Origin of the sequence: Paenibacillus sp. RC67 (genome assembly GCF_030020805.1) — a bacterium.
Lineage (GTDB): Bacteria > Bacillota > Bacilli > Paenibacillales > NBRC-103111 > Paenibacillus_S.
Window position 1 is genome coordinate 1,212,380 of record NZ_CP125098.1, and the last position, 19,368, is coordinate 1,231,747.

Annotated in this window: 14 protein-coding genes; 11 read left to right on the forward strand and 3 right to left on the reverse strand. The window is 45.8% G+C overall.

Going from position 1 to position 19,368, the window contains the following annotated elements:
- The first annotated feature begins 5 nt into the window (after positions 1-5).
- Genes QMA13_RS05610 through QMA13_RS05625 form a run of 4 tightly spaced genes read left to right on the forward strand, consistent with a single transcriptional unit; the run spans position 6 to position 5,381 of the window.
- Positions 6-1,889: a TRAP transporter permease gene (locus tag QMA13_RS05610; RefSeq protein WP_282940071.1), complete on the forward strand. Its 1,884-nt coding sequence runs from the start codon at positions 6-8 to the stop codon at positions 1,887-1,889.
- 1 nt (position 1,890) lies between these two features.
- A complete protein-coding gene (locus tag QMA13_RS05615) occupies positions 1,891-3,285 on the forward strand; it encodes a UbiD family decarboxylase (RefSeq protein ID WP_282940073.1) in 1,395 nt (464 codons plus the stop codon).
- 34 nt (positions 3,286-3,319) lie between these two features.
- Positions 3,320-3,892, forward strand: coding sequence for a UbiX family flavin prenyltransferase (locus tag QMA13_RS05620; protein ID WP_282940075.1), 573 nt, complete (start codon positions 3,320-3,322; stop codon positions 3,890-3,892).
- Positions 3,893-3,899: 7 nt separating this feature from the next.
- Positions 3,900-5,381, forward strand: coding sequence for a 4-hydroxyphenylacetate 3-hydroxylase family protein (locus QMA13_RS05625; RefSeq protein ID WP_282940077.1), 1,482 nt, complete (start codon positions 3,900-3,902; stop codon positions 5,379-5,381).
- A 73-nt stretch (positions 5,382-5,454) separates the two neighbouring features.
- On the opposite strand, the gene QMA13_RS05630 is transcribed toward QMA13_RS05625, so the two are convergent.
- Together QMA13_RS05630 and QMA13_RS05635 are read right to left on the reverse strand one after the other, a co-directional pair.
- On the reverse strand, positions 5,455-6,534 hold the full coding sequence (locus tag QMA13_RS05630; protein ID WP_282940078.1) for a bifunctional transcriptional activator/DNA repair enzyme AdaA: 1,080 nt from the start codon (positions 6,532-6,534) through the stop codon (positions 5,455-5,457).
- Between the two features lie 146 nt (positions 6,535-6,680).
- Positions 6,681-7,331, reverse strand: coding sequence for a FusB/FusC family EF-G-binding protein (locus QMA13_RS05635; protein WP_282940079.1), 651 nt, complete (start codon positions 7,329-7,331; stop codon positions 6,681-6,683).
- 388 nt (positions 7,332-7,719) lie between these two features.
- On the opposite strand from QMA13_RS05635, the gene QMA13_RS05640 reads away from it, so the two are divergent.
- The 5 genes from QMA13_RS05640 (at position 7,720) to QMA13_RS05660 (ending at position 15,746) form a co-directional block, all read left to right on the forward strand.
- Positions 7,720-8,535: a TrmB family transcriptional regulator gene (locus QMA13_RS05640; protein WP_282940080.1), complete on the forward strand. Its 816-nt coding sequence runs from the start codon at positions 7,720-7,722 to the stop codon at positions 8,533-8,535.
- A 140-nt stretch (positions 8,536-8,675) separates the two neighbouring features.
- On the forward strand, positions 8,676-9,410 hold the full coding sequence (locus QMA13_RS05645; RefSeq protein WP_282940082.1) for an AzlC family ABC transporter permease: 735 nt from the start codon (positions 8,676-8,678) through the stop codon (positions 9,408-9,410).
- On the forward strand, positions 9,401-9,727 hold the full coding sequence (locus QMA13_RS05650; protein WP_282940084.1) for an AzlD domain-containing protein: 327 nt from the start codon (positions 9,401-9,403) through the stop codon (positions 9,725-9,727). The genes QMA13_RS05645 and QMA13_RS05650 overlap by 10 nt, the downstream gene beginning before the upstream one ends.
- Before the next feature lie 404 nt (positions 9,728-10,131).
- Complete coding sequence (locus QMA13_RS05655; RefSeq protein ID WP_282940085.1) at positions 10,132-14,853, forward strand: S-layer homology domain-containing protein; 4,722 nt, start codon at positions 10,132-10,134, stop codon at positions 14,851-14,853.
- 392 nt (positions 14,854-15,245) lie between these two features.
- Positions 15,246-15,746, forward strand: coding sequence for a metal-dependent hydrolase (locus tag QMA13_RS05660; protein WP_282940087.1), 501 nt, complete (start codon positions 15,246-15,248; stop codon positions 15,744-15,746).
- Positions 15,747-15,797: 51 nt separating this feature from the next.
- Here QMA13_RS05660 and QMA13_RS05665 read toward each other — a convergent pair whose 3' ends face one another.
- A complete protein-coding gene (locus tag QMA13_RS05665; RefSeq protein ID WP_282940089.1) occupies positions 15,798-16,742 on the reverse strand; it encodes an MBL fold metallo-hydrolase in 945 nt (314 codons plus the stop codon).
- 585 nt (positions 16,743-17,327) lie between these two features.
- Here QMA13_RS05665 and QMA13_RS05670 point away from each other — a divergent pair.
- A complete protein-coding gene (locus QMA13_RS05670; RefSeq protein ID WP_282940091.1) occupies positions 17,328-18,464 on the forward strand; it encodes a kanamycin nucleotidyltransferase C-terminal domain-containing protein in 1,137 nt (378 codons plus the stop codon).
- Positions 18,445-19,182: an aminoglycoside 3'-phosphotransferase gene (locus QMA13_RS05675; RefSeq protein ID WP_282940093.1), complete on the forward strand. Its 738-nt coding sequence runs from the start codon at positions 18,445-18,447 to the stop codon at positions 19,180-19,182. The genes QMA13_RS05670 and QMA13_RS05675 overlap by 20 nt, the downstream gene beginning before the upstream one ends.
- Positions 19,183-19,368 lie beyond the last annotated feature (186 nt).

The following is a 19,368-nucleotide window of genomic DNA, read 5'->3' on the forward strand; positions in this document are numbered from 1 at the left end:
GCCATATGAAAAAATTTTTAAGTTTACCTTCGCTTATTGCTATCGCATGGTCCATATTCCAGTTATATACAGCCAGTTTCGGCAGCTTTCCTAGCGTTACCCAAAGGGCGATCCATGTTGGATTCGCTCTTGCTTTAACCTTCAGCTTATTCAATGCTAAAAAAGAACACACCAGCATGTTGTCTAAGGTTTATAACAATGCACTAGCCATATTGGGTCTAATTCCAGGGTTTTACATAGCCTTTTCCAGCGAACGATTAAATTCCCGTATTCCATACGTTGAAGATATCACTTCATTGGACTGGATCATTGGAGTATTGACCGTTCTCTTACTGCTGGAGGCATCCAGACGGACGGTTGGTTACGCTATGACTTTATTGGCGGTCGGCTTTATATTATACGGCTTCTTTGGCCCGAGCTTGTCCGGTCTTTTGCAGCACCGCGGAATGAATTTCACCGAGATGGTGGATTTGCAGTTCCTTTCCGTAGACGGTATTTTCGGTTCTCCGATTGGGGTTTCCGTAGATTTCGTATTTTATTTTATATTGTTCGGAGCCTTCCTGGAAATATCAGGGGGTGGGAAGCTATTCATTGATATAGCCCACACCATAACCCGTAGAACGGTGGGTGGACCCGCTAAAGCAGCCGTTGTAGCGAGCAGCTTGATGGGGACTATCAGCGGTAGTGCTGCAGCGAACGTTGCGAGCGTAGGGATATTCACGATTCCATTGATGAAAAAGACAGGCTACACGGCAATGTTCGCGGCCTCGGTAGAAGCATTGGCCTCTACAGGGGGACAGATATTGCCTCCTATTATGGGAGCAGCCGCTTTTATTATGGCGGATATGCTGGGAGTTAAATACAGTGCGGTTTGTTTGGCGGCCATGATTCCAGCTATTCTGTATTATTTATCCGTTTATGTCATGGTAGATCTGAAAGCTAGAAAAGAAGGCATGGGCAAAAGTGATGTCGAGGACGAGCATGCCGTTAAGAAAAACGAAATTTTGAACAGGCTGCACCTGCTCATTCCTTTGGCTCTTCTGGTTGTGTTGATTTTCTCTGGCTTTACGCTTCAAAAAGCCGCGTTCTGGTCTATCCTTGTTATTGTTATTACAAGCTTTATCCGGAAAAATACCAGGTTTACGATTGGGAAAATTTTTGAAGCGCTCGAGAGCGGTGCCAAGCAATCGATTCAGGTCGCTATCCCGTGCGCGGTAGCGGGTATTATTGTTGGTGTTATCGTCTATACAGGGCTTGGTTTAAAATTCACAAGCTTGATCATCCAATTCTCGATGGGCAATTATGTAATCAGCTTACTATTGGTATGTGCCGCCTGCATTATATTAGGCATGGGGATGCCGACGACTTCGGCCTATATTATGGCTGCTGTATTGATGGCTCCAGCGTTACAACAATTCGGTGTTGAGAAAATGACAGCGCACATGTTTGTATTCTACCTGGCTTGCTTGTCGATGATTACTCCGCCTGTTGCTCTAGCCAGCTACAGTGCAGCAGGAATCGCAGGAACGAAGCCGTTCCAGACTGGATTTATGGCATTCTATTACGGTATTCCGGTATTGCTCATTCCATTTGCGTTTATTATGAGTCCTGAATTGCTGTTGATCGGAGATTGGCAGCACATTGTTTGGGCGATCTTCTTTACTTGCGCAGGCATATTTGCATTGTGTGCAGCCGTGGTCGGTTATCTATTCCGCGATATGAATCCGGTTATCCGGATAGGCTTCTATATTGTATCGATCTGCATGATCGTTCCCGAGGTTATATCGAGTATCGTTGGTCTGGTAGGATTGATTGTGTTATGTGTTTATCAGAAGTACACCAAACCGCAGGTCAAGCAAGTACTATCCCATGATGGAGGCGGCGTATAAGATGAAAGCTAACAGTTTGAGATCCTGGTTGCAGTATATGAACGAATCCAAGCAATTGGCGGTAGTAGACAAGCATGTATCCACGGAGTTCGAGATTGCCGCTTTAACAAAGCAGTATGACGGAGTGAAGCCTGTATTCTTCCCGAAAATTTCCGGTTACACCACTTCGGCTGTAGCCGGGATTGCCAGTACCCGATCGCATTTCGCGCAAGCATTGGGCTGCAAGGAAAACGAGATGATCCCGAAGTTCCTCGAGGCAATCGACCATCCCTTGCCGACCGAGCAGGTCTCCAGCGAAAATGCTCCTGTTCATGAGGTTGTTATCGATACGGATATCGACTTGTTAAGCCTGTTCCCAATACCGATTCACCAGGAAAAAGACTCAGGACCTTACATCAGTGCAGGGCTTGCCATCGTTCGTGATCCGGAGTCAGGCAGCCAGAATGTTTCCATACACCGACTTCAGGTATCGGGCAAAAACCGCCTTGGCGCGCTGATTCTTCCTAGACATACGTTTAACTTTTATAAAAAAATGGAAGAGAAAGGTCTTCCGTTGGAAATCGCCATCGTTATCGGAGTCGATCCGATTTTAATGCTGGCCTCTCAGGCCATTGCGCCATTGGGACAGGATGAAATGGAAATCGCAGGAGCATTGAAAAATGCTCCCATCCCTGTCGTCCGCTGCAAAACCGTGAATATTGATGTACCGGCCCATGCGGAGATCGTGCTGGAAGGTAAAATATTGCCGAAGGTGCGTGAACCGGAAGGCCCGTTCGGGGAATTCCCGGCTTATTACGGTGCTCAAAGCAATAAAGAGGTTATCGAAATTCACTGCGTAACGCACCGCAAAGACCCGATTTATCAAACCTGCTTGGCAGGATCGGACGAGAACCTGCTGCTTGGGGGCATTCCGCGTGAAGCGTCGCTTCTGAGATCATTGAAAAATACGGTTTCTACCGTTCGTAACGTACATTTAACCAAAGGCGGAAAATGCCGCTTCCATATGGTCGTTTCCATGAAAAAGCGGAATGAAGGTGAAGCCAAAAACGTTATTTTGGCCGCCTTTGCCGGACATTATGATGTAAAAAAAGTGATCGTCGTGGATGAGGAAATCGATATTTTCGATATGGATCAGGTAGATTGGTGCGTAGCAACGCGCTTTCAGGCGGAGCACGACCTTGTAGTCGTTCATCGCGCACTAGGCTCGAAGCTGGATCCGTCGACGGATAACGGAGTGGGCTCCAAGATCGGATTCGACTGCACGGTTCCGCTAAGCGCAGCTCCATTTGACTATGAAGTGACCCGAATCCCGAACTTAGCGGAGTATGTTCAAAATGCGATTGTAGAGGATCAGCTGCAGCAGCAGCTCGTTGACCGTTATTTTAGCGGGAAATAAAGGATGGATTAGACCAACGATGGAGGACTCCTGAATGAAAAAAATCATCATTGGTATTACCGGCGGTTCAGGTGCTATCTATGGAGTGCGTTTATTGGAAGCGTTGAATGAATTGGGAGCCGAGACCCACTTGATTATTAGCGAATGGGGAGAGAAGACGATTCAGATGGAAACCTCGTATTCCTTGAATCAGGTGAAGAAGATGGCCTCCGTGTATCACAATGTCAAAAATCAGGCTGCTAGCGTATCCTCTGGCTCCTTTCGGGTCGATGGGATGGTTATCGCTCCGTGCAGCATGAAAACGTTGGCCGGTGTTGCAACGGGACTTGCCTCTGATCTGGTAGCCCGGGCAGCGGACGTGATGCTGAAGGAAGGCAAAAAGCTGATTTTGCTGACGAGGGAGTCTCCGCTGAATCTGATTCATGTCCGAAATATGGAGACCGTCATTTTGGCTGGGGCGATGGTATTTCCGCCTATGCCTGCTTTTTACAATAAACCGCAGACGATTGATGATATTGTGAATCATACGGTAGGTCGAGTTCTCGATCAGTTTGGCTATGATCCGGATTGGGTCAATCGGTGGGGTTCCGTTAACCGGGGGCAATAAGCGTCACATGGAAAGGAAGAAAAGGATGGTAAGGAACGGCAAGCAGTACAAAGACTCTTTGAAGGACAACCGCTGCATCTATATTAACGGTGAACGCGTTAAAGATGTGACGACCCATCCTGCCTTCTCGGGTATTGTTCAATCATTTTCCAAATTATATGATATTGCGGCCAATCCGGCTAACCAGATGACCTATACAACAGTAGACGGCACCATTGCGAATAAAATATTTATGATACCGAGAAGCAGGGAAGATTTGGCGGACCGCCGCCAAGCGATAACCCGTTGGGCTGAGGCAACCTGCGGCTTTGCAGGAAGGAGCCCGGACCACGTTGCCAGTTTTTTGTCAGGCTTTGCGAGCCACCCGGAAGTGTTCGGTGATAGGGCGCAGAACGTTCTCGATTTCTATCATTACGCAAGGGATCATGATCAGTTCGTTACTTATGTCATCATCCCTCCGCAAATCGACCGTACTAAAACGGCACATGAGCAGGAGGAGAAATTCCTCCCAGTCGGTGTGTATGAAGAAAGAGAAGACGGAATCATCGTACGAGGATCGCAAATGCTAGGTACCAGCTCCGCTGTGTCCAACTATTTGTTGTGCAGCAGCATTACCCCTCTGCGTCCAGGGGACGAGGATTACGCGATATCATTTGTCGTGCCGATGGATGTACCGGGGCTGAAGATGTATGCGCGACAAAGCTTCGCGGCGGATAAGCCGAGCACCTATGATTATCCGCTGTCCACCCAGTTTGATGAGAGCGATTCTCTCGTTGTGTTCGACGATGTATTTATACCGTGGAAAGATGTATTCGTGTATAAAAATATTGAGGCGACACGCGCACAGTTTCTATCAACGCCAGCTCATGTGCTTGGCAACAATCAGGCGCAAACCCGCTTAACCGTTAAGATGAAATTTCTGATCGGCGTGGCGAGGAAAGTGACCGAAATGAACGGGACGGACAAATTCCCTCAGGTGCAGGAGCGTCTAGGGGAGCTTGCTTCCTTAGCGGCTTCGGTGGAGGGGATGCTGCTTGCCTCCGAGTACGAATGCATTATCGACAACAACGGGGTAGCAAGGCCGCACGGACGTTTCTTATATGGTATCGTAGGCATGCAGGATACGATCTACTCGTCCGTGATCCGCATACTGCGAGAGCTGGTCGGAGGCGGTGTGCTTCAGGTGCCTTCGTCCTACAGAGAGCTTGTGAACCCCGAGACCCGGGGAGATATGCAGCAATATATCCGTTCGACCGGTGTGAAGGCGGAGCAGAAGGTCCAGCTGTTTAAGCTGGCGTGGGATATTATCGGATCTGAATTCGGCGGGCGCCACCAGCAGTACGAGATGTTCTATAATGGAGCCCCGTATGTCGTCAAAGGCTATTCCTTCCGCAATTATGGCTATGATGAGCCGCTTGCAATGGTCAATGCATTCCTGGACAGCTATGGATTGCCGTCTGCATACTACATGGATGAAGGAAAAGTCTAAAGAGTAAGAGGGCCTACGCTTGGCAAGCGCGGCCTTTTTTTATTATGAGTGGGAACTTTGTTTCTTATACGATCTACTCTTCTTTGTTTGCGGCTGTAGTCATAGACTGACTCTTTTTCTCATGATTCAGCAGCCAGCGCTTACGCGTTAACCCACCACCGTAACCTCCCAGGTCACCGTTGGAGTTGATAACGCGATGACAAGGAATGACTATGGCAAGCTGATTAGCCCCGTTGGCTTGCGCTATAGCTCGATAAGCGCTTGGTTTTCCAATCGCTGCTGCCATGTTAGCATAGGATGATGTATGACCTGGGGGGATTTTCTTCAACTGCTCCCAAACCTCTTTTTGAAAAGGCGATCCCATCATAAATATAGGTGTTTGGAATTCCATTAATTCCCCTTCAAAGTAGGCGTCTAACTCTTTTTCAATAGATCGAATGGGTTCTGTGTAACCTGGAATAATTGCTGATTTCGTTCTCAGTCTAAGACGTTCAACCTCGCGCTCCAACCCCCGGCGATCCACAAATTCAAGCAGATAAAGCTCCTTTTCATCTGCGATTGCTATCATGGGGCCAAGGCGACTATCCAACCACGATGCCTTTAAAATATGATGGTTCCCAAGCAGCGTAGGTGCTGCCCCCATAATTCGGGAGAATGCGTCCCGGAAGCCGCTGCTGGACTCATAACCCGTGGATAGTTGGGCATCGATTACAGCGCTACCCTCTCTGATATGCTTCAGAGCAATTCCCATACGTCGGGCCCTTGCATATTCAACGAATGTCATGCCAAACCGTTTTTTGAATTGTCTGCGTGCGGTTGAAGCATCTACGGATAATTTGCGAAAATCTTCATCCGTCCATCGCTGTTCCGGATTTTCTTCTACAGCATGGACGAGCAGCTGTACAAGCTCGGATACATGGTTGGGATGCGAAAGCGGACGGCAGCGTTGGCAGGGACGAAAGGAAGCCAGAAGGGCTTGCTTGGCGGTTTCGTAAAATTCGCAATTCTCAAATTTAGGCTTTCTTGCCGGACAAGTAGGTCGACAAAATACGCCGGTTGTCTTGACGCCTACATAGAAAACACCCTCATATTCAGATCTTTTATCTATTAACGCTTGATAATACTCCATTTTTATTATTTCGGACGTTATCATGTCGGTGCTCCTTTTTCTGACTTCGATAATCGTTTCTCTGATAGTCTTATTATATCGTTATCCCAAATTATCGCCGCCGAATTTCTTGCATTGATTTTTGGGAAAATAAAAAAAGGGCGGCTATCAGCCGCCCTAATTCTGTGTTGTCATATGACACTATGAATAAACTTCTCTAAGGAAGTCACATCCGTAATGTTCTTGTTGCAAGCATCGCTATGAATGCACATGTAGTTGCCGACCGCTTTATAATAATCGGAATTTGCATTCACAGGTCTTGATTTGGTTACTGCAGAAAATAAAGCAACCTCTTCATGTTTATTGCATATAAAGCAGATGCCCTTCTTATTTAATGGCGTGAACTTGCCTTCAATACCGACGATCTGTCCGTTCAAGTCATAAACAAGGAACATTTTGTTGGTGGAGATGTCTAACCAGCCAAGATAAGTTAAGCGTTCATAAGGTATCGTCGCTAATGAAGGAAGCGCCAATTTTTTATTTTTGTGAAAAAGCTTCTTGATTTGCTTCTCCGTCACTTGAGGAAAAGGTGTCAAATACGGTTCCAAAGAACGTCCATATGACTGAAAATCCTCCGCTGTTTTCAGATTTGAAATAGCGGCTAGCATTTCATGTTGAACGCCTGTAACTTGGTCAAACGCTTCTATAGTTTTGGATTCCGCGCTATAGCGTACAGATTCTACGACTTTAGGATCGGATACCGTCCTGTACGTTTGCTGCAGAAGATCCATTTGCTTTTGGATAAGGTTATATTGATGGTTTCTAATAAATGGTTGAATCATGAGGTTTCAGCTCCTTATATGATTAAAAATGATATAAGTTGCAAAACCAATTATTAGAAACGATATAAGCGAATTTGGGCGATTAAATCTTAATTAAATGTCCTGCCCCATGCAAAGTATCGCCTCCAATACTAGGCTTTGCACGAGTCGTTGCTAACTCTGGCAAAATGTTTTGCCATCATTACCACCTCCTACAGTTTATTATATGATGAGCCGCTTCCTCATTCAACTCCCTACTTTTAGTATAAAAAAACTTGGCAGCTCGTACATGCGAGTATCGAAGCGTCATTGCTATCAGTCAGGCGAGATTTTGTTGAATTTCAATCATTGACGAATAAATCGATTGTTTGTATAGTAAGTATTACACTAACTACTAATAAGGAGTCTTATGGACGACATCTATAAAGAGCTTCAGAAATTAGGCTTTTCTCAATATGAGTGTAAGGCTTATGTTGGGCTGCTAAAAAACTCGCCCATTACCGGTTATGAAATCAGTAAACGGTCGGGTGTACCACGTTCTATGATTTATGAGGTTATAGGCAAGCTGTTAGATAAAGGGGCCGTCTATACGGTGCCTTCCGAGCCAGTAACCTATGCTCCCTTACCCGCTAAAGAATTAATAAACCGGTTAAGGAGCACATTCGAGCAGTCCTTTGATTATCTCGAGAAAAATCTCTCTGCGCTTGAAAGCGAACAGGAGATCGATGTTATTCGGCGCATCAGCAGTGATGAGCTTGTCATTGCTGAAATGATCGACATGATAGGCAAAGCGGATAAAGAGCTGTGGATTTCGATCTGGGAGCCTCAAGTTCCTGCTATTAAAGAGGCCGTAGACCGCCGCGTAACCGAAGGGTTGGATGTTTTCTCTTGCGTGTTCGGAGCACCGGGTACTAAATTAGGGACCACAACTCATCATAACTATATGGCTCCGGAATTTCCCGAGCAGCGGGCGAATGGACATCTGACAGTTGTTACACGAGATCATGAAGAAGTGCTTATTGCCAATTTTAACCCGAGTTCCGCCGCAACCGCTTGGGCAGTTAAAACACAAGATCCTGTTCTGGTTTTAGTGGCTATTGAGTACATAAGACATGACATTATGTTTGCAGAAGTGGCGACTCATTTTGGACCGGACAAATTCAAAGATTTCTGGACTAATCGCCCTGATTTATATCATGTGGTGACTGGGAAAAGATTTAAGTAATATAATGCGTTGATTATGATGTTTGAGTTCTTATCAAGCTGCGGTTCAAATCATTGAACCGTATTTTCTTTCGGATTTTTATAGTAGTTAGCTGAATAACTTCTGTTATTCAAATTATGTACAGCGAAGAAGGGACGTCAATGAGTACCAAACCTATCCATGCACCAACCGTTTTGTCGCAAAAGAATGAAGAAAGCTTTCTACAAGGGGTGAAGGACTGTCTTCCGACCTTGCTAGGCTATATCAGTATCGGTGTCGCCGCGGGGGTTGTGATGACCACAGCAGGGCTGAGCATTTCGGAAATAACGCTGTTCTGCTTGCTTCTTTACGCTGGCTCCGCTCAGTTCATTGCCGTAGGGATGATAGCCTCCAGCAGCTCGATTACGGCAATCGCTATAACTACTTTTTTCGTCAATGCCCGTTATATTTTACTGAGTGCGGCGTTATCCCCGTACTTTAAGCATTTGTCCTCATTCAAGAATCTTCTGGTCGGTACACTGCTTTCTGATGAAACATTTGGCGTTGCCATGAACAAGGCTGTCAAGACCAAAGAAATTAACGAGAAATGGATGCACGGCTTGAATCTAACTGCCTATCTGGGGTGGTGGGGTGCTAATCTGATCGGTGCATTTTTGGGGCAATGGATTTCGAATCCTGAGCAGTGGGGTCTTGATTTTGCTTTGGTCGGCATGTTTATCGGACTTCTAGTGCTTTCCATGGTCGGCAGAAATAACATTAGACGGGATCTCATTGTCGGTATCATTGCTCTTGCAGTGGGGGTGGGAAGCACCTTCATCGTCTCGGGAAGTCTCGGAATTATTGTTGCGACCGTTGTTGCAGCTACGGTAGGAATGGTGATGGAAAAATGGAAATAAGATGGTACGTCTTATTAGTTATAATAGCGGCTACGGTGGTGACGATGATTCCCAGAGTCGTACCGTTAATGGTCCTTAGTCGCTTTGAACTGCCAGCGTGGGCCATGCGATGGTTGAATTACGTACCGATAGCGGTTATGGCCGCGTTAATAGGTCAGGAGCTGTTTGTACATGATGGAACCATCCCGCCTATATCCAAAAATTTTGAGCTATGGGCAGCTATTCCCAGCTTCATCATTGCCGTCTTAACCCGCAGCATATTGGGGACTGTGCTATCTGGAGTGGTTGTGTTAATGGTTTTGCGGAATTTTTTCTAAACGAGCACAAAAAGACACCGAAAAGGTGTCTTTTTGTCTATAGAAGGAGGCGAGGGGATTAGCGAAATTACGATACTATTTAAATATTGATATATTGATATAAATATTCTTAGATTGATATGGCTATTTTTTAATACTAATATATGAATGTAGTTCCAGTAGACGGAGCAGCTTGATCGTTTCACATTCATAAATGGATGGATAAGGTCCCATGCTGAAAAGGTTATCCAATCTATGTAAACGCTTACCTGTCTATAACTTGGTGAAGGAGGTCAAATCTCTCTTAAGATAATAAAATCCCAGTCAAACAGCAAATACTCCAGCCGATGGAGGGACACAAAGAGGGTATTCCTATTCTAATAACAATCGGAACTTTAATGGGCGTTCTGGCTTTTGGTGTATTTATGATTGTAAGAAAACATCACTTTTTTGCTTTGCAAAAAAAACATATCCTGCTAAGTGTACTGGTGGGCAGCTCCATCGGACTATTTTCGAACACTCAGGCTTTAGCAGGATCCATGGTGCTCGATAGCTTTGATGGCCCTGTAACTCAGAACGAAATTGATTCCTTCAAAGCATATATTCAAACGGTTGAGCCTGTAGTATGGGGGCCAAATACAAGTAACATGCAGAGTGAGTATGCCCAAGGCACTAGTGGTGAGAACATCAAGGCGTTGGGGCTCATGTATGAAATAACGGGTGACACGGAGATCCTTGATCGGATGATCTACTTCGTTGATGTACTCTTATCTCAACGCAATGACATCCTACCAGCTCCATACGGACAGAAAACCGTGTGGACTAACACTATCGCTCCTGTATGGCCAGGGACTAGTACGGACGGGATCGCATCTGCCGATTCGGCGAATGGCGACTCTATCGGCCATATGGCCTACTGCGCCAGACTAATTCTTCAGACACCATGGATTTTAGACACGATGGTTCCTAATGGCGATAAGTATGGACACGGAAAGACCTATAGAGAACGTGCGGCAACTTTCGTAAAAGAGGCTGATTATGTAGTCAGCGAATTTTTATTCCCATCGCTTCTAGATCTATCGAGAGATAATAAATACTACTTCTCTACGCAATCACCTTATATGAGCGGTGGCATTATGCCGTGGAATCAGCAGATGATGATGTCCTACGGCTTGCAAAACTTGGCAGCTGCACATGAGATTAGTGGAGATAACGCGTCTCTTGTTGCTCGATACGATGATATCGTTCAAACAAACCTCGATTGGTTTTTTAATGATGATACCGCCAAAAAAACGGATACCAGTAAGAAAGGGAACCCAATTTATAACTGGGGTTATAATCCGACATTATTGGGAGGAGAAGATTCCAACCATGCTAGCTTGGATGTAGCTGGTTTTTACCGGGCGCACTTAATTAGCCGCTATGGTATAACGGAAGAAATGTTGAAGCCCTTTGCCAACATGTATGCAGATGTAATGATGAGGGGACCCAATGATTTTGCAGGTCGTGTTGATGGAACCGATGGAACAGGGCATGGCGCTCCCACCACGAGTGCTCGGAATGGCAATCTTTTCTTGGCCGCTCTTCGTCCAGATATGTATGATGCATTGGCAAATTCCGTTATGACAAGCAAATCTAGTACAAGCATGGCTACGTTCTCAAGGTTAGTATGGGCCAAAAATAAACTAAGCAATAACAGTGATACTCAAGCTCCTACGTCACCAACGAATCTGAAGGCTACAGCCGCATCAAGCAGTCAAATTAATCTAAGTTGGACGGCTTCAACAGATAATGTGATCGTAAGAGCCTACAATATATATCGGAACGGAACGTTAGTCGGGACTTCAACGACAACTTCTTACAGCGATAAGGGTCTTACTGCTGAAACTGCATACAGCTACACAGTGAAAGCGAAGGACGCAGCGGGCAACATTTCGGAAGCTAGCAGCACAGTCATTGAAACCACTTGGGATATCCATCGCCGTGATACCGAAGCGCCGACAGCGCCGACCCATTTGAAGGGTACGGCTATTTCGAACAGTCAAATTAATTTGAGCTGGACAGCTTCAACAGATAATGTGGGTGTAACGGGCTATGATGTGTATCGGGGCCTCACGAAAGTCGCAACGGTAACCACGACGACATATAGCGATACAGGACTTCAAGGCGGAACTACTTATGATTATTATATTAAAGCAAAGGATTTAGAAGGTAACGTATCGCCTGCAAGCAATGCAATTAGTGTAACAACTTTAGTCAATTTAGCTCTAGGTAAGCCATCCAATGCGTACTTTGCTTCATCCCAGTGGAATGCAACCTATACTGCAAGCAAAGCTTTTGACGGAACTACTATATCCAGTCGCTGGTCATCAGCAAAAGGTTTAACGAAGGATCAGTTTCTCGGAGTTAATTTTGGTGCCCCCACCAAGTACAATCAGGTGGTCATTAAAGAAGTTTCATTCCCGAGAATAACGTCTTATAAGCTTCAGTATTCTAACGATGATATTACCTACATGGATATTGAGGAGATGACAGGTACAACGATTGGTGCCAATAGAACGCTCATTTTCGCTCCAGTTACTTCCCAGTATTTTCGACTGTTTATGATGAGCACCAGCAGTAATGAACCTTCTATCGATGAAATGGAAGTTTACTATATTACTGGCGGTACAGCACCTAGTGCGGCACCTACAGGTTTGACCGCAACAGCAGGCGATGGGAAAGTGGCACTGACATGGAACACAGTCACTGGGGCGACCTACTACAATGTGAAGCGCAGTACGGCAGCAAATGGAACGTACACAACGGTGGGGCTGCAATTAAACACGAATAGCTTCTCAGATGGGAGTGCATTAAACGGAACAACCTACTACTATACCGTCACAGCCGGCAACATCAGAGGCGAAAGTGCAGTAGCAGGGCCGGTTAACGCAGCACCTAAGGCTCCGATCAAAGCGCCTACCGCTGCACCAACAGGTTTGATCGCCACAGCGGGCGATGGAAAAGTGGCACTTACCTGGGACACGGTCGCTGGAGCGACCTACTTCTACAACGTAAGTCGCAGTACCGCGATAAACGGTGAGTACAAAGAAATTGGTTTTGAATTAGATACGAACAGCTATGTGGATTCTAGTGTACAAAATGGAACCACTTACTACTATAAGGTTACAGCTGGTAACGAAGCAGGTGAAAGCCCAGCAACAGAGTCCGTTAGTGCGACGCCAATGGCTGCAATTCAAGTACCTGGCGCAGCACCTACAGGTCTGACTGCAACAGCAGGTGATGGTAAGGTAGCACTGACATGGAACACGGTCACTGGAGCGACCTACTACAACGTGAAACGCAGTGTAACGGTAAACGGAACATTCACAACTGTTGGTGATCGGTTGGGTACAAGCAGCTACACGGATGCGGTTGTACAAAACGGAACCACTTACAACTATAAGGTTACAGCTGGCAACGAAGCAGGTGAAGGCCCAGTGACAGAGTTCGTTAGTGCGACGCCAATGGCTGCAATTCAAGTCCCTGGTGCAGCACCTACAGGTCTGACCGCAGCAGCAGGTGATGGTAAGGTAGCACTGACATGGAACACGGTCACTGGAGCGACCTACTACAACGTGAAGCGCAGTGCAACGTTAAATGGAACACACATAATCGTCGGTGACCGGTTAGGTACAAGCAGCTACACGGATGCGGTTGTACAAAACGGAACCACTTACTATTATAAGGTTACAGCTGGTAACGAAGCAGGTGAAGGCCCAGCGACAGAGTCCGTTAGTGCGACGCCAATGGCTTCGATCACAATATCTCCGGTATTGACCTTAGGCAGCACAGTGATACAGGAAGCTTTAGCCAATGATGGTAGTATTGCAGCAACCCAAGTAGTGACATTGACTAACGGCACGTTTATTGAAAATCTGAGCAGTGGGGTAACTGTCAATAATCTGCCAGCCGGATTAGGTATTAGTGTAACGAGAAACACTTATACGCAGTTGACGATTTCATTCACTGGCAAAGCGATGAATCATGCATCAGCAAACAATGCAGCTAACGCTAGTGTCACGGTGGATCAGGCGCATATCGTCGGAGCGACAGGACCGGTAACGTCGGGAATGTTCTCCTTTGCATTCGCTGATCCAGAATCAGGAGGCAGAAGAGGAGGCTACTCTTCTGCCTCAGGACCAGCAGCAGCACCAAACAAAGCGGATGTGGATGTGACGATTCAGAAAGGCGCCGAGCTGGTCATTAAAGACGTTGTCAAACTGTTAGTTCCAGCAGGTGCGGTACCAGCGGACGGTAAAATTTTCGTGGCGATAGTAGCTGCAGATCAGGTACCAGCTGTAGGTACGCTTCGAGCGTTGAGTCAGGTGCTTGAGTTTACGAGTACGACCGGTAATACGTTTAGCAAACCCTTAGAAATAACATTCCAATATGATGGGACGCAAATTTCTAAAGGAAATAAGGCTGCGATATATTACTACAACGAGCGGGAAAAACGATGGGTTTATCTTGGAGGAACGGTGAATGGTGATGGGACGATAACCGTAAAAGTTAATCATTTCACGAAATTTGCCGTATATGAATACCAGCCGGTCTTGTTTTCTGATTTGACGGGACATTGGGTAGCGCCATTTACCGATCGGTTAATTGGCATGAAAGTAATTCAAGGTTATTCGGATCAGACCTTCCATCCGGAAGAGACGATAACCCGCGCGCAGTTTGCAAAAATGATGACGGAAGCTTTGGGCTTACAAGGCGTGAATGGCAGCACCCGTTTTGCCGACGACAATGAAATCCCTTCATGGGCCAAGGAAGCGGTGAATGCTGCGATGAAAGCAGGCCTCATCCAAGGCTACGAGGAGAACGGGAAATCTTTGTTTAAGGCGAATCAAACGATCACTAGAGCCGAAATGTCGACAATTATCGCAAATGCACTAAAATCGTATGCCGTAAAAGCGGGCAAGGAAACCGTTCATTTTAAAGATGCTTCCAGCATTCCGGCATGGGCTCAACCATCAGTAGATTTCGCTGCATCTTTAAGTATATTGAACGGATACGAGGATGGTACATTCCGTCCAAGTGGAGTGGCAACGCGAGCCGAAGCGGCGTCGATGATTTTCAAGCTGTTAGAGCCATTGAATATCTAAGTCTGTATAAGTGAGTTTTCGAGCGACCACTATGCAGCGCTGTAACGCGCACTTGGAACTCGCGCGCGTTGCAAAATTAAGGACATCCACCATAATAGTGGGTGTCCTTTTGCTTTTGCTGAATAGAAAATTCAGACTGCGGAGCTCTCAGCTCCTGTAGAGCACGGTTTGGCTATCAGGTTGCCTTGGAAATGAGCTGCGGACCGTTTTCAGGAGATTCCCGCGAATATCATATGAGAAAGAAGTTCTTCATATCATCTCCATGAGGGTTTATGAAAACTAAGTCTTGCGAAAGATGCACCTATTCCTTTTTTATGATATTATAAATTAGTTATACGAACATGTGTTTGTTAATATGGCAGCAACTTAGAACAATCGGAGGGTAGATCATTATGCTTCAACGAACACATGGGGTGGCCGGAGTCGTAGCCGCGGAATGTGTGCTGCAGTACTTCCATGTTCCGCTTTGGTCATGGGAGACAGCGGGTGCCGTCCTGCTAGGCTGTTTTGCAGGACCGCTTGCCGATATCGATAAGCCGGGATCGGTCATGGCCAAATTATTATTTCCATTATCCGCATTACTGAAAGTACTGAAGATTCGTCATCGTACTTTGACTCATTCCATTATTTTTATGGTATTGATTGCAATGGCGGCAAAGGCAATGAATCCGCTATACTATTGGACGTTTCTATTGGCATACGCCTCTCATCCATTCATCGATTTATTCAATGAGCAGGGAGTAGCGCTGCTGTGGCCCATCCGTAAGAAGATTAGGCTGCTCCCCAAATTTCTTGCTATTGATACAGGGTCGCGTTCTGAGGACGTGTTTCGTATCGTACTTGTCTGCCTGGGCCTTTGGCTGCTCATTCGCTACACCCTTGCCGGGATGTGATTAATGGAAGAGCTCCGTATCCTGAGAGGGTGCGGAGCTCTATTCCGTTCATTATCCTATGTTCCCCAGGTCAAATTCTGTCAAATCTCTCCCAACGGTAATAGGACCGGAGTAAATCTCTTTCATACCTTGAATATAAGCTTCTTCGGCTTCCTTGGTCTTGGCCGGAGCGGGAATGTGATGGGTGAGCAGCAGATGCTTTGCTCCCGCGCGCTGTGCGATTTCCGCCGCCTGAAGCGTAGTTGTATGATACTTGGCGGGATTGTTCAAACCGACGGCTTCCTCAGGATACATACCGATTAAGGCATCCAGCCACTCTTTATTGTATGCTTCGTGTACTAGCAAATCTACATTTTGCGCATGGCGGATCATGTTGTCTACAGGAATGGTATCTCCGGATATGATAGCCGATTTGCCGTTGTATTCGAACTTATATGCAATGGCAGGATATACAGGCCGGTGATCGACCTCAAAGGCGGTAATGCGGATGCCGTCCTTATCATAAACGACCCCCTCATTGCATTCATGATATTCGATTCGGGAGCCATCAAAGGCAGATTTATTATAGTTTATGCGCAGATTGACATCAAAAGCGAACGATTCTTGCATTTTTCCAATAATGTCTTTCGTTGTTTCAGGTCCGTACACCTGCATGGGAACCGTGCGATTCGGGAATACGGCTCCAGGGATGACGTGTGTTCTCCAGCTGCTGATAAACACATCGAAGAATCCTGAGTTGTGATCGCTGTGATGATGCGTAAACAGTACGTCCGATATTCTTTGCGGCATGATCCCTGCCAGAAGCAGTTGATTGACCGTTCCGGCACCGCAATCGACCAGGAAAACCTTGGATCCGGCCAATACGGCCACTCCAGGCTTGGATACGCCGTAGACGGCTCGTGGTGAACCAGTGCCTAACAGTACAACCTTTAGATCGGAGTGGAAATCCGGTAGTAATTTTTCTTGACCTTGTATAAGCTGGTCCAATGATTGCATTAAACTTTTCTCCTCTCAGCTAAGGGGCTTGGCCGAAGTAACTCGGAAACTTTTTGACACCTGTATAATACCATAATTCCCATTGATTTAATATGAATAATATTCGATGAAAAAGAGACTACCTCATGCGATACAATTTCGCTTGAAGAGAGTCTCTTCCTTGTACTATAGCTCCTCGAAAGGAGCGTATCGATCTTTCGATTATGTATGAACCAATTAGACGACTCTTAGGATTGGCGTGATTTCTTAAGCGGCTGAGCAAGCAAAATAGAGCTTGCCAAAGTGGCGCTTGCAAACAGAATGGCAAGGGTAGAGCGGCTGAAAGGCTTTTTCATAAACTTAATTCTCCTTCATTTCATTGAATAATCCTAGTTTACAGTATGGAGAAGCTTCTAGTAACAGTCAGAAGACCAGACTTTCATCTGGACTTTGGTCTAGTGGGCAGCCTGATCGTCCTGGCGATAGAAAATCTTTAAGGTAAAAAACAATTATAGTACTACATCATTTCCAAAAAATCCTATATAGTTATTCGTGCCAGCGTGTATCAACGAGGTGAAACGAACCGGTATAAGGGAGGGAGTCGCAATGGTCGATGTATTTGCGGTAGCGGATATTCTGGTCCAGCACATCAGGAACCATTACCCGCAAGATGTGGCTATCGTCGGTTACTACGGGTCGTACTTGCAGGGGAGGGCGACGGAACGGTCGGACTTGGATTTTTTCTTCATCCCCGCCACTACAAGAGGAAAAGACGTTGAGTTACAGTTCATTATAGATGGAATAAGCTTCGATTTCTGGCCTATCCGTTGGGAGCGCGCTGAGAAAATGGCCTCGTTTGAGGATTGGGGTACGACCATTATTACGGACTGTGAGCTGCTGTATGTCCGAGCTGAGGAGGACTATGAGAAATTCTTGAGTCTTCGCGATGCTGCGGCGGCGATGAAGGAGCCGGGCCAAGCTAGTACGCTGATCCATAAAGCGGAAGCTGTATGGCGAGATAGCTTGCTGCATTTGACAAAAATGCGGTTTGCCCGAAATGACATGGATTTGTCCTACTGCCGAACGCTTGCGCACGAAGTCACGGTTCATCTTTTTCAAAGCCTTGCTTTGGTAAACCAAACGTATTATATACGCATGTGGGGTCATTTTCGTGAGCAGATCAGCCAATTAACGATAAAGCCGAAACAAATAGAGCCGTTTCTTGATACGGTGATGTTCAGCCATTCAATTCATGACATCCTTCAAGCCTGTGAACAAATGACTGCCGATATGATGCATCTCATTACCTCGCAAAAGCAAAGCCTGCCTAAGGCTCGTTCCTATAAAGATCGTATGAAAGGATACTATGAAGAGGAAAAAGGCATGCTGAACAAAATAGAGACCGCATGCGAACAAGGTCACTATGAAACGGCATTTTTTGCCGCCATTCATGTGCAGGATGGATTAGCACGAATCCTTTATGCAGCCGAACATGGACAAAGGCCCGGTGCTTTTGATTTGGGTGACTATCGGCACTATTACAAGCAATTCGGCTACCCGGATTTAATAGCACTTCTTGACCCTTATGATTTTGAGCCATTACGAAAAGCTGTATTAGAGCTCAACGAGCTGCTAGAGCATCATATTCGATCTGAACAAGTACCTTTAAATCAGTTCGATTCAGTAGCAGATTTCGAATTTTTTATTAAAGGAATGATAACCAATGAAAAAAACAGAAATTGACTTCCATTTTGCAAACGTTCCTGTACAAATTAGACCCTATTTAAAAAACGCAAACATCTATGATAGCAGTTGTTCTGAAAATGCAAAAACACTCTTTGTAGTGGGTGATGTTAAGGCTTATCTCAAAATAAGCAAGCGGGGCAGCCTCGAACGAGAATACGAAATGACCCGTTTTCTGAATCGTTATCATGCTGTTGCTCCCCAAGTCATTGCTTATGAGTCCGATGCGGACCATGATTTTTTATTTACAGAGGCCTTAGCGGGAGAAGACGGAACGGCAGAAGAGCATATTGAGAATCCCAGGAAATTGGCTGGTGTTTTTGGGAAATCTTTGAGAATGCTGCATTCACTTCCTACAGAGGGATGCCCTTATCCTCATAGAACTACGGAAATGTTGGATGAGCTGAACGATAAAGACACAAGCCATCTACAGATCATACATCAGGTGAAGAACTCTGCTATCGATAATGTGATGATTCATGGGGACTATTGCTTGCCTAACATCATAATGGATAACTTCGCGTTTAAGGGATTTATCGATCTAGGATACGGCGGGGTAGGAGACCGACATTACGATCTTTACTGGGGACTTTGGACGCTTAACTATAATTTAAAGACGGATCAATATAAGGATATATTTCTGGACGCTTATGGGAGAGAACATGTGGATGAAGATAGATTGAACCTATTTACTTCATGGATGGAGTTGGCGGATTAGATTGAAGATATGTTAGAACAAAGGTGTTACGGTTACCTGCTGAGTTGGTCAATAAACTAATGGATCCTTTAGATGAAGATCATGTTCTCCGATGGATTCGTATTGAACAGGTCAACGAATTATTCCATGAACATCAAGCATGGGCTATTAAGTGCTGGTTAGAGCAATTGCATTTCGGAAAATAAA

Excerpts from the sequence above, each read along its gene's own strand:
- QMA13_RS05675 (WP_282940093.1), top strand. The coding sequence starts at position 18,445 with ATGAAAAAAACAGAAATTGACTTCCATTTTGCAAACGTTCCTGTACAA.
- QMA13_RS05630 (WP_282940078.1), bottom strand. The coding sequence starts at position 6,534 with ATGATAACGTCCGAAATAATAAAAATGGAGTATTATCAAGCGTTAATA.
- QMA13_RS05615 (WP_282940073.1), top strand. The coding sequence starts at position 1,891 with ATGAAAGCTAACAGTTTGAGATCCTGGTTGCAGTATATGAACGAATCC.
- QMA13_RS05665 (WP_282940089.1), bottom strand. The coding sequence starts at position 16,742 with ATGCAATCATTGGACCAGCTTATACAAGGTCAAGAAAAATTACTACCG.
- QMA13_RS05610 (WP_282940071.1), top strand. The coding sequence starts at position 6 with ATGAAAAAATTTTTAAGTTTACCTTCGCTTATTGCTATCGCATGGTCC.
- QMA13_RS05670 (WP_282940091.1), top strand. The coding sequence starts at position 17,328 with ATGGTCGATGTATTTGCGGTAGCGGATATTCTGGTCCAGCACATCAGG.
- QMA13_RS05650 (WP_282940084.1), top strand. The coding sequence starts at position 9,401 with ATGGAAATAAGATGGTACGTCTTATTAGTTATAATAGCGGCTACGGTG.
- QMA13_RS05660 (WP_282940087.1), top strand. The coding sequence starts at position 15,246 with ATGCTTCAACGAACACATGGGGTGGCCGGAGTCGTAGCCGCGGAATGT.
- QMA13_RS05640 (WP_282940080.1), top strand. The coding sequence starts at position 7,720 with ATGGACGACATCTATAAAGAGCTTCAGAAATTAGGCTTTTCTCAATAT.
- QMA13_RS05635 (WP_282940079.1), bottom strand. The coding sequence starts at position 7,331 with ATGATTCAACCATTTATTAGAAACCATCAATATAACCTTATCCAAAAG.
- QMA13_RS05620 (WP_282940075.1), top strand. The coding sequence starts at position 3,320 with ATGAAAAAAATCATCATTGGTATTACCGGCGGTTCAGGTGCTATCTAT.
- QMA13_RS05655 (WP_282940085.1), top strand. The coding sequence starts at position 10,132 with ATGATTGTAAGAAAACATCACTTTTTTGCTTTGCAAAAAAAACATATC.
- QMA13_RS05625 (WP_282940077.1), top strand. The coding sequence starts at position 3,900 with ATGGAAAGGAAGAAAAGGATGGTAAGGAACGGCAAGCAGTACAAAGAC.
- QMA13_RS05645 (WP_282940082.1), top strand. The coding sequence starts at position 8,676 with ATGAGTACCAAACCTATCCATGCACCAACCGTTTTGTCGCAAAAGAAT.